6 protein-coding genes are annotated in these 10,563 nt (G+C 70.5%); all 6 read left to right on the top strand.

The window, feature by feature from the left end:
- The first annotated feature begins 253 nt into the window (after positions 1 to 253).
- Positions 254 to 2,215, top strand: a complete 1,962-nt coding sequence (locus IAE40_RS25465; protein ID WP_200604064.1) for a type VI secretion system Vgr family protein — start codon at positions 254 to 256, stop codon at positions 2,213 to 2,215.
- Positions 2,216 to 2,248: 33 nt separating this feature from the next.
- The gene (gene tagH / locus IAE40_RS25460) at positions 2,249 to 3,643 is read left to right on the top strand and encodes a type VI secretion system-associated FHA domain protein TagH (protein ID WP_200604063.1); all 1,395 of its coding nucleotides are present in this window, start codon (positions 2,249 to 2,251) and stop codon (positions 3,641 to 3,643) included.
- Positions 3,644 to 3,667: 24 nt separating this feature from the next.
- Positions 3,668 to 4,999: a type VI secretion system baseplate subunit TssK gene (gene tssK, locus IAE40_RS25455; protein ID WP_197893315.1), complete on the top strand. Its 1,332-nt coding sequence runs from the start codon at positions 3,668 to 3,670 to the stop codon at positions 4,997 to 4,999.
- A 28-nt stretch (positions 5,000 to 5,027) separates the two neighbouring features.
- Positions 5,028 to 6,308 carry a type IVB secretion system protein IcmH/DotU gene (gene icmH, locus IAE40_RS25450; protein WP_200604062.1) on the top strand — a complete coding sequence of 427 codons (1,281 nt, stop codon included), beginning with the start codon at positions 5,028 to 5,030 and terminating at the stop codon, positions 6,306 to 6,308.
- Positions 6,309 to 6,318: 10 nt separating this feature from the next.
- Positions 6,319 to 9,879 (top strand): type VI secretion system membrane subunit TssM, encoded by a 3,561-nt coding sequence (tssM, locus tag IAE40_RS25445; protein WP_200604061.1) that lies wholly within the window; start codon positions 6,319 to 6,321, stop codon positions 9,877 to 9,879.
- A gap of 10 nt (positions 9,880 to 9,889) precedes the next feature.
- Positions 9,890 to 10,563, top strand: a 674-nt coding sequence (gene tagF, locus IAE40_RS25440) for a type VI secretion system-associated protein TagF (protein WP_200604060.1), incomplete at its 3' end; no start/stop codon positions are given.

Raw genomic sequence — 10,563 nt, 5'->3', positions numbered from 1 at the left:
CCCCCCGCGCGCCCCCCCCCCCCGCCCCCCCCCCCGGGGGGGGGGGCCCCCCCCCCCCCCCCCGCCCCCCCCCCCCCCGGGGGGGGGGGGGGGGGGGGCCCCCCTACCCGACTTGTCCCGCGATAGGGCCATCCGCAGCACCCTCGCTCTCACCCCACACGCTTTTTCATCCCCCCACGGAATAAACCCCGCTCCCCACCTGTTGTATCCCCAAGGCCGACCCTTGCGGCCACCCCGCGTGAAGGAGCCCTGGATGCCCGTTACCCAAGCCAACCGCGAAATTGCCGTCACCTGCGTGCTGGCCCCCGACACCCTGCTGTTCAGGCGCATGACCGCCCGCGAAGGCCTGTCGACCCTGAGCGAATACCACATCGACCTCTACAGCGAACGCACCGACCTGGACCTCGACGACCTGCTCGCCACCCCCCTGACCGTTGCCGTGGAACTGCCCAAGGGCGGCCAGCGCCACTTCAGCGGCCTGGTCACGCGCTTCGCCTACACCGGCCGCCAGGGGCGCTTCGCCACCTACCACGCGGTGGTGCGCCCGTGGCTGTGGCTGCTGACCCGCAGCAGCGACTGCCGGATTTTCCAGCAGCGCAACGTGCCGGACATCGTCCAGGCGGTGTTCGCCCCTTACACCCTGGCCGACGTCGATACCTCGGGCCTGAGCGCCAGCTACCCGGCCCTTGAGTACTGCGTGCAGTACCGCGAAAGCGACTTCGACTTCGTCAGCCGCCTGCTGGAGCAGGCCGGCATCTACTACTTCTTCCGTAGCGCGGCCGGCCGCCACACCCTGGTGCTGGCCGACGGCTACGGCGCCCACGCGCCCGCCCCAGGCTACGCACAGGTGCGCTACCTGCCAGCCGAGGACCAGGCCATGCGCGACAGCGAGGTGATCTACGACTGGCGCATGAGCGGCGAAGTCGAGCCCGGCGTCTGGGCCCTGCAGGACTACGACTTCGAAAAACCTTCGGCCAACCTGCTGGTCAAGTCGACCCAGGCGCGCCCCTACGCCCCGTCACGCTTCGAGCGCTACGACTACCCCGGCAAGTACCGCGAGCGCCCGCAGGGCGAGACCCTGGCCCGCCATCAGCTCGAAGCCCGGCACACCAGCTACCGTCGTATCGAGGGCGCTACCCGCGCGCGCGGGCTGTTCCCCGGCGCGCTGTTCACCCTCAGCGAACACCCGCGCGGCGATCAGAACCAACAGGTGCTGGTGCTCGCCGCCGAATACGAGCTGTCGTCCGACACCTACGAACCGACCCGCCCCGAAGACCCGGCGCCCGTGCTCACCTGCCGCTTCACCGCACTGCCGCGCCAGCAGGACTACCGCCCGCCATGCCTCACCCCGCGTCCGCTGGTGCACGGCCCGCAGACCGCCAAGGTAGTGGGCAAGGCCGGGGAGGAGATCTGGACCGACCCCTATGGCCGGATCAAGGTGCAGTTCCACTGGGACCGCGAAGGCCAGGAAAACGAGAACAGCTCGTGCTGGATCCGCGTCGCCCAGGGCTGGGCCGGCAAGCGCTGGGGCAGCCTGTTCCTGCCGCGCATCGGCCAGGAAGTGGTGGTGAGTTTTCTCGAAGGCGACCCCGACCGCCCGCTGGTCACCGGCAGCGTCTACAACGCCGAGGTGATGCCGCCCTACAACCTGCCCGAACAAGCCACCCGCTCGACCCTCAAGAGCCACTCCAGCAAAGGCGGCAACGGCTACAACGAACTGCGCTTCGAAGACCGCAAGGGCGCCGAGCAGGTGTTCATCCACGCCGAGCGCAACTTCGACCAGCGCATCGAGCGCGATGCCCTCGATTGGGTGGGCGGCGAGCGCCATTCGCGAGTGGCCAAGGACCTGCGCGAACGCATCGGCGGCGACCGCCATCAGCATGTGCTGGGCGATCGCACCGAAAAGGCCGTGGGCAGCGTGTCCCAGGCCGCCGGCCGTGACCTGCAACTGGACGGCGCGCTCAAGGCCAGCCTCAGCGGCGGCACCGATGTGCACATCAAGGGCGGCATGAACGTGGTGATCGAGGCGGGGGCGAGCATCACCCTCAAGGCCGGCGGCTCGTTCCTGACCCTCGGCCCGACCATCATCGCCTCGATGCTGCCGCTGCCGTTGCCCCAGGCCTCGGCCGCCGCCAACGCCCTGGTGCTGGCCTCGCGGCCCGGCCCGGTGGGCCAGCCGCTGGAGCCCAAGGAGGCCGACGATGGCTGCCAGTGAACCCCGCCACCTTCCTGCCGAAAGGAACCTGACATGCCTGTGAAACTGTGGGTCGAACGTTATCGCGGGCAGCCGCCCGCAGCTGAGCTGGCGTGCCTGATCGACGTCGCCGGCACCTTGGGCCGCGCGCCCGGCAACGACCTGGTGCTGGACGATCCGGGCAAGTACATCTCCCGCAGCCACGCCCGCGTCGAGCGGCGTGAGGGCGGCTACTACCTCACCGACACCGGCAGCAACCCCAGCGTGATCAACGAGCGCCTGCTCGGCCATGGCCGCGAGACGCTGCTGCAGGCCGGCGACCAGTTGGTGATCGGCGACTACCAGATGGGTGTGGCGCTGCTCGCGGTGGAGCAGGCCGACCCCGACCAGACGGGGGTTGGCGCCACCCAGACCCTGGCGGTGTTCGTGCCACCGGCGCCGGTCCAGCCGCCGCCACCGCCGCTGGAAGCCCCCGTGGCACCGCGCAGCGAGCCGGGCTTCAGCCAGCCACGGGTGGACACCGACGCCCTGGCGGCGGCGAGTATCCTGCAAGGCGAGTCAGTGTTCGAGCCGGCCCCGATGCTGGACGACCCGCTGGGCCTGAACCTGTTCGGCGGCCAGCGCCCCACGGCGGCCTTCCTCGGCACCCCGGCCGATCACCTGTCGCCGGAGTTGCAGGCCCTGCCGGCCTTGCCTGTCAGCCCAGCCCCCCAGGCGCCGGAAGCGGCGTTGATCCCCGATGGCTACGACGCCCTGGCCGACCTGCTGGCGACGCCTGCCGCCCCAGCCAGCCTGGCGCCTGCACCCACCCCAATCGCAACACCGGCCCCCGTTGCCGCAGAACCCACGGCGGCCGGCGAAGACCCTGTGCTCCAGGCCCTGCTCGAAGGCCTCGGCCTGCCGCACCTGCGCGCCTCGCGCAGCCCCGAAGAGCTGGCCCGGCTGGTGGGGGAAATGCTCCGCGCCGCCACCGGCGGCACCATGGGCGTGCTGATGGCGCGGGCGCTGACCAAGCGCGAAAGCCATATCGAGATGACCATGATCGGCGCGCATTCGAACAACCCGTTGAAGTTCTTCCCCGACCCCACCAGCGCCCTCAGCCAGATGCTCAGCACCGACGCCCCGGCCTATCTGCCCGGCGTGCAGGCGCTGCACGCCGCCTTCGACGACCTGCGCGCCCACGAGATGGCGGTGATCGCCGGCATGCGCGAGGCCCTGGGCGAGGTGATGCAGCGCTTCGACCCGGTGCGTATCGAACGTCGCCTGGCCGCTCCCGGCGCCCTGGAACGCGTGCTGCCCTCGACGCGCAAGGCCCGCCTGTGGGCGCGTTTCGCAGAGCTGCACGCTGAGCTTGCACGCGATGGCGACGAAGACCTGCAACGCCTGTACGGCGAGAAATTCTCCGTGGCCTACCAGCAGCAGGTCAGCCGCCTGCGCGACACGCCCTGAACCCCTTTACCCGAGATCGCATTCATGTCCTGGAACAGCAAAGTCGTCTGGTCGGAAGGCATGCTCCTGCAGCCCCAGCACCTGCAGCAGCACGACCGTTTCCTCAATGCCCACCTGGAGGCCCGGGTCGCGGCGCTGCGCCCCTACGCCTGGGGCTTCTCGCGCCTGGAGCTCGACGAGCAGCACCTGGCCTTCGGCAAGCTGGCGCTCAAGGCATACAGCGGGGTGCTGCCCGATGGAACGCCGATCGGCCTGCCATTCGACGAGATGCCGTTGCCGCTGGAGATCCCCGTCGACGCTCGTGACCTCGACGTGGTGCTGGCGCTGCCCACCGCCCGCCATGGCGTGGCGGAAGTGGACGACCGCGTGAGCGCGGAGAACTTCGCCCGCCATCGCAGCGTCGAGTACGAGGCCTGGGACAGCAACGGCCTGGACAACAGCGCGCTGATGAACGTCGGCAAGCTGCGCCTGCGCCTGGCCCTGGCCAGCGACGTCGCTGACGCCCACGCGGTGTTGGGCGTGGCGCGGGTGCTGGAGCGCCGCGCCGACCAGCAGGTGTTGCTCGACCCCGCCTACTGCCCGCCGAGCCTCACTTTGCAGGCCGCACCGCGCCTGGCGGCGTTCGTCGACGAACTGCTGGGCCTGCTGCACCAGCGCGCCGAGGCCATGGCCACGCGCCTGGCCCAGCCGGGTGCCAGCGGCGCGGCAGAGATCGCCGACTTTTTGCTGCTGCAACTGCTCAACCGCAGCGAGCCGCTGGTGCGCCACCTGGCCAGCATGGCCGGGCTGCACCCCGAGGCGTTGTACCGCCAACTGACTGAGTTGGCCGGCGAGCTGGCGACCTTTACCCACGTCGACAAGCGCGCCAGCCGCTACCCGGTGTACCGCCACGACGCCCTGGCCGAGACCTTCGCCCCGCTGATGCTCGACCTGCGCCGCGCCCTGGCCACGGTGATCGACGCGCGCGCCCTGCAGATCCCGCTGGAGGAGCGTCAGTTCGGTATCCGCGTGGCGGTGCTGCCCGACCGCGCGCTGCTCGGCAGCGCCACCTTCGTCCTCGCCGTGCACGCGCAGATGCCGGCCGAAGCGGTGCGCAGCGGCTTCCCGCCGCAGGTCAAGCTGGGCTCGGTGGAGAAGATCCGCGACATGGTCAACCTGCAACTGCCCGGCATCGGCCTGCGGCCCTTGCCGGTGGCGCCGCGGCAGTTGCCGTTCCACGCAGGCTTCACCTACTTCGAACTCGACCGCAACAGCGAGTACTGGCAACAGCTGACCCAGTCGGCAGGCTTCGCCCTGCACGTGGCCGGCAGCTTCCCCGGGCTGGACATGCAGTTCTGGGCCATCCGCAACGCCTGATCGACAGCGCAGGTACATCACCGTGAACATGAACGACTCCCTTGAGCCCGGGCAAGACCCGGACCACACCCTGTTGCTGCCGACCCCCGGCGGCCGCCGCCCGGCCTCCAGCGCCGCGCCTGCGCCGGTCGAAGCCGACCTGGCCCTGCGCGGCGCCGGCCTCAACCCGCTGGTGCGCGCCGCCAACCCCTTGCTCGACCTGGTGGTGCCGCTGCGTGGGCTGACCCGCGCACCGGACATGGAAACCCTGCGCGAGCGGCTGGTGCAGGCCGTGCAGCAGTTCGAGGCGCAGGCGCGCAACGCCCGGGTGGAAGCCCAGACCCTCGCCGCGGCGCGCTATGCCCTGTGCACGCTGGTCGACGAAACCATCTCCAGCACGCCTTGGGGCGCCGGGGTGTGGAGTGGCCGCAGCCTGCTGGTGACCTTCCACAACGAGGCCTGGGGCGGCGAGAAGTTCTTCCTGATCCTGCAGCGCCTGAGCCTGGATGCGCGCGCCAACCTCGACGTGCTGGAGCTGATGTACCTGTGCCTGGCCCTGGGCCTGGAAGGGCGCTACCGCGTACTGGACCGTGGCTTCGACCAACTGGCGGCCCTGCGCGAGCGCCTGTTGCAGTTGATTCGCCAGCAGCGCGGCGCGGTCGAGCAGGACCTTTCGCCACGCTGGCGCGGTGCGCCCACTGCGCCGGTGTCGATGCTGCGCCTGGTGCCGCTGTGGGTGCTGGCGGCCTTGGCGGCGCTGCTGCTGGTGCTGTTGCAGGTGACCGGCAACTGGCTGCTCAACCGCGCCTCGGACCCGGTGTTCGCGCAGATGGGCGAGCTGCGCCTGGCCTCGCCGTTGAAGGTCGCCCAGCCCACGGGGCCGGCGCCGGTGCGGGTGTCCGGGTTTCTCGCCGAGGAGATCGCTAAAGGCCTGGTGAGCGTGCGCGAGGCCGCCGACCGCTCGGTGATCACCCTGCGCGGCGACGGCGTGTTCGCCTCCGGCAGCGCCGAGGTGTCGAGCGCCTTCGACGGTCTGTTGACGCGCATAGGCGAGGCGCTCAAGGGCGTGCCTGGCGACGTGCTGGTGGTCGGTCACACCGACAACGTGCGGCCTGCGCTGGGTTCGCGGTTGTCGTCGAACTTCGACCTGTCCAACACCCGCGCGCGCAACGTCGCGCGCCTGCTGGCCGAACGCGCCGGCCCGGCCACGCGCTACCGCAGCGAAGGCCGTGGCGAGACCGAGCCGCTGGTGGCCAACGACTCGGCCGCCAACCGCGCGCGCAATCGCCGCGTAGAGATCACCGTATTTGTTCCTGCGCAGCCGCAGTGAGGACCAGGCGATGTCTTATCTGATCTATCTGTTCGATACCTTCATGCGCGGCCTGCGCTGGCTGGCCAGTTCCTGGCTGCTGTCGCTGCTGGGCGTGGCGTTGATGGCACTGCTGATCTGGTACGAAGGTCCGCTGCTGTCATTCGACGGGCGCGAGCCACTGGCCTCGACCTGGGCGCGCGGCTGGCTGGTGGCGGCGTTGCTGGCCGCGTGGTTGGCCTATTTCGGCTGGCGCGCTTTTGCCGCCTGGCGCGCCAACCGCCTGCTGATGGCCGGGGTCACTGATGAGCAGGCCGGGGAACCCGCCTCGGCGCGCGCCTCGCAGGCCGAGGTGGCGCACCTGGCCGAGCGCATGCGCGAGGCGATGGCCGTGCTGCGCAAGGCCAGCCCCGGCTGGAAACCGGGCGGGCAGTACCTGTACCAGCTGCCGTGGTACCTGTTCGTCGGCGCCCCAGGCAGCGGCAAGACCACTGCGTTGACCCACTCCGGCCTGCAATTCCCGCTCAGTGACACCCACGGCGCCACGGCCATCGGCGGCATCGGCGGCACGCGCCACTGCGACTGGTGGTTCACCGACGAAGCCGTGCTGCTGGACACCGCCGGGCGCTACACCACTCAAGACAGCGACGCCGAGGTCGACAAGGCGGCCTGGCGCGGTTTTCTCGACCTGCTGAAAAAGCACCGCCGACGCAGCCCGGTCAACGGCGTGATCGTCACCCTGAGCGTCAGCGACCTGCTGCAACAAGGCGAGGCCGAGCGCCAGCGCCAGGCTACGGCGATCCGCGCGCGCCTCGACGAGCTGCACGAACGCCTGGGCGTGCGCTTCCCGGTGTACGTGGTGGTGACCAAGTGCGACCTGCTGGCCGGTTTTGCCGAGTACTTCGAGCACTTCGGGCGCGATGAGCGCAGCCAGGTGTGGGGCGTGACCTTCCCGCTGGCCCAGAGCGAGCAGCCGGGAGCGGCGCTGGCGGGCTTCCCGGCCGAGTTCGAGGCGCTGGAGCGGCAGTTGCAGGTGCGCGTGCTCGAGCGCATGCAACAGGAGCGCGACCTGTCGCGACGTGCCTTGCTGTACAGCTTCCCGCAGCAGTTCGCCGGCATGGGCGACGTGCTGGCGGGCTTCCTGCGCACGGTGCTCGAACCCAACCGCTTCCAGGCCCCGACCCGCCTGCGCGGGGTGTACTTCACCAGCGGCACCCAGGAAGGCAGCCCGATCGACCGGGTGCTGGCCTCGCTGGCCGCCGCCTTCGGCCTGGGGCGCAAAGTGCTGCCTGCCGGGTACGCCAGTGGGCGCAGCTACTTCATCACCCGGCTGCTGCGCGAGGTGATCTTCAAGGAAGCGGGCCTGGCCGGGCTCGACCCGCGCCAGGAGCAGCGCCGCCGCCAATGGTTGCGCGCGGGGATGGTGCTGGTCGCGGTGCTGACGCTGCTGCTGGCGCTGGGCATGGCGCTCAGTTACCAGCGCAACCGCGTGCTGGTCGATACCGCCGCGCAACGTACCGCCGAGGTGGCGCAACTGGCCAAGGCGCTGCCGGCTGAGGGCAACGTGCTACAGGCGTTGCCGCTGCTCGACGCTGCCCGCGCCTTGCCCGCAGGTTACGACCAGCGCGGGGAGGGTGTGCCGCTGCTTGAGCGTTTTGGTTTGTACCAGGGTGACAAGCTCGGTGCCGGGGCCGTGGCGCTGTACCACCGCCTGCTGCGCAGCACCCTGCTGCCGTCGATCGTCGGCAACCTGGAGAGCGCCTTGCGCCGGGGCGATGCCAGCAACCAGGACTTCCTCTACGAAACCCTGCGCGTGTACCTGATGCTCGGCCAGCGCCAGTTCTTCGATGCCGCCTCGGTGCAGGCCTGGGTCGATGTCGACTGGCGCCGCGAGCTGCCCCAGGCCAGCGAGGCGCAGCGCCAGCAACTATGGGCGCATGTCGCCGCGCTGCTCGAAGACGCCGACGCCGAGCCGGTACAGCTCGATGCCGACCTGATCGCCAAGACCCGCCTGACTCTGGCGGGCATGCCGCTGTCGCAGCGCATCTACAATCGCCTCAAGCGCCAGGTGGCCCAGGCCGGGCTGGCCGAGCAAAGCGTCAACGCTGCCGGCGGGCGCGATGCCTCCTCGTTGCTGGTGCGGCGCAGCGGCTTGCCGCTGTCGCGCGGTGTCAGCGGGGTGTACAGCGTGGCTGGCTACCGCGCCTTGCTGGCCAGGCGCGAGCGCGCCGTGGCCGACATGGCCCGCGACAGCTGGGTGCTCGACCGCCAGGAAGCGGCCCTCGGCGCGGGCGATGGTGCGCGCCTGGGCGCTGCGGTGCTTGAGCTGTACTACGCAGACTATATCCGCCAGTGGGATGCCTACCTGGCCGACGTGCAACTGGTGCCCCTGGCCAGCCTCGGCCAGGCGGCGCAGGTGAGTAATGCTCTGGCCGCCGCCGACTCGCCGCTGCGCGCCTTCCTCCAGGCCGCCTCACGCGAGACCACCCTCGAAGGCGTGCTGGCCGACACTCCCGGCGACAGCGCCGGCAACCCGGTCGACCGCGCCCTGCGCGAACGCCTCGACAGTACCCGCAAGCGCCTGGAAAGTGCGTTGTCCGACAGCGCCCCGGCCCCCGCGCCGGCTGCCACCGGCAACCCAGTGGACCAGCACTTCGCCGCCCTGCATGCCCTGGCGGGCAGCGCCACCCCGGCGTCGCTGGACGAAAGCCTGGCCCTGCTCAAGGACGCCGCGCAGTTCTTCGACAGCGCCGAAAATGCCCGCCGCAGTGGCACGCCAGCGCCCAGCGGGGAGGTGCTTGGGCGCATCAAGCGCGCCGCAACCGAGCAGCCAGCCCCCTTGTCCGAGGTGCTGCGCGCAGTCGACAGTGGCGGCGGCGCGCTGACCCTCGGCAACGAGCGCGAACGCCTCAACGCCCTGTGGGTGGCCAATGGCGCGCCGTTCTGCCGCGATGCCATCGCCGGGCGCTACCCGCTGGTGCGCGGCGCCAGCCGCGACGTCACCGCCGACGACTTCGGCCGCTTCTTCGGCCCCGGCGGCATCATGGATGACTTCTTCAGCCGCAACCTCGCGCCCTACGTCGACATGAGCAGTAGCCAATGGCGCTGGCGCGCCAACGGCAGCGCACCGCTGAGCATCCCCCAGGAGGTGCTCGACCAGTTCCAGCGCGGCGCCCGCCTGCGCGATATGTTCTTCGTCGCCGGTGCCCGTCAGCCCTCGCTGCGCTTCGACGTGCAACCCCTGACCGTCGATCCCGCATTGGGCCAGGTGACGCTGGATATCGCTGGCCAGCCGGTGACGTTCGTGCCTCGCGGTGATACCGGATTCACGCCGATCGTGTTGCCCAGCGGCAAAGGCAGCGACCGCGTGCAATTGCAGTCTCCCACCGGTAGCGACCTGCGCAGCGACGGCCCTTGGGCCTGGTTGCGTTTGCTTGACCAGGGGCAGGTCAGCGGCGAATCGGGTGAGCGCTTCCTGCTCACGTTCAACGTGGGGGGGCACAAGGTGAGCTACACGCTACGCGCCAGCAGCGTGATCAACCCGTTCCGCCGCGACGCGTTGGAGCAGTTCCGTTGCCCGGCGCGGTTGTGAGGTGAGGCCCTTGGAACAGCGCGATTCGCGCACCGGCTTCTACGGCAAGCTGGTGACCCATGGCGACTTTCTCAGTCGGCGCCTGTCGCCTGCGTTCGTGCGGGGTTGGGATGACTGGTTGCAGGCTGGCCTGCGCGCCAGCCGCGAGCGCCTGGGGGCAGGGTGGGAGCAGGCCTACCGCTGCAGCCCGATCTGGCATTTCGCCCTGGCCGCCGGGGTGTGCGGCGAGCCCGCCTGGGCCGGCGTGATGATGCCCAGTGTCGACCGGGTGGGGCGTTATTTTCCCCTGACCCTGGCCTATGGCGGGCCGGACATTCCAGTGCTGGAGCGCCTGCGGCGCGACGGCGCGTGGTACGCCGAAGTGGAGCGCCTGGCATTGTCGACCCTGGAGACGGGGTTCGTGCTGGAGCGCTTCGACCGCGACCTCAGCCAGTTGCCCGCTCCGTCACGGCCAGAGCCCGCAAGCATCGCGCCTGCGTGGGGGCAGCCGGCGATGGGCGCGATGTGGTTGGCGTTGCCGGAGCAGGACGGAATGGCGCAGGCGGTCGAACAGTGGTTGCTGCAACTGGACGGGCTGGCGGGGCAGCGGTCGTTGGCCGGGCATGCCTTGTTCTGGACCGAGGGCGGGCCGCAGGTGGCGCCGACGCTGCTGGTGAGCCGGGGTTTGCCGGGGGTGGGGTGGTT

Origin of the sequence: Pseudomonas sp. S44 (genome assembly GCF_016624805.1) — a bacterium.
GTDB classification, from domain to species: Bacteria; Pseudomonadota; Gammaproteobacteria; order Pseudomonadales; family Pseudomonadaceae; genus Aquipseudomonas; species Aquipseudomonas machongensis.
This window is presented reverse-complemented; position numbering and strand designations above follow the sequence as displayed.

Coding starts and splice junctions, on each gene's coding strand:
- IAE40_RS25465 (WP_200604064.1), top strand. CDS start 254: ATGCCCGTTACCCAAGCCAACCGCGAAATTGCCGTCACCTGCGTGCTG.
- tssK (WP_197893315.1), top strand. CDS start 3,668: ATGTCCTGGAACAGCAAAGTCGTCTGGTCGGAAGGCATGCTCCTGCAG.
- icmH (WP_200604062.1), top strand. CDS start 5,028: ATGAACGACTCCCTTGAGCCCGGGCAAGACCCGGACCACACCCTGTTG.
- tssM (WP_200604061.1), top strand. CDS start 6,319: ATGTCTTATCTGATCTATCTGTTCGATACCTTCATGCGCGGCCTGCGC.
- tagH (WP_200604063.1), top strand. CDS start 2,249: ATGCCTGTGAAACTGTGGGTCGAACGTTATCGCGGGCAGCCGCCCGCA.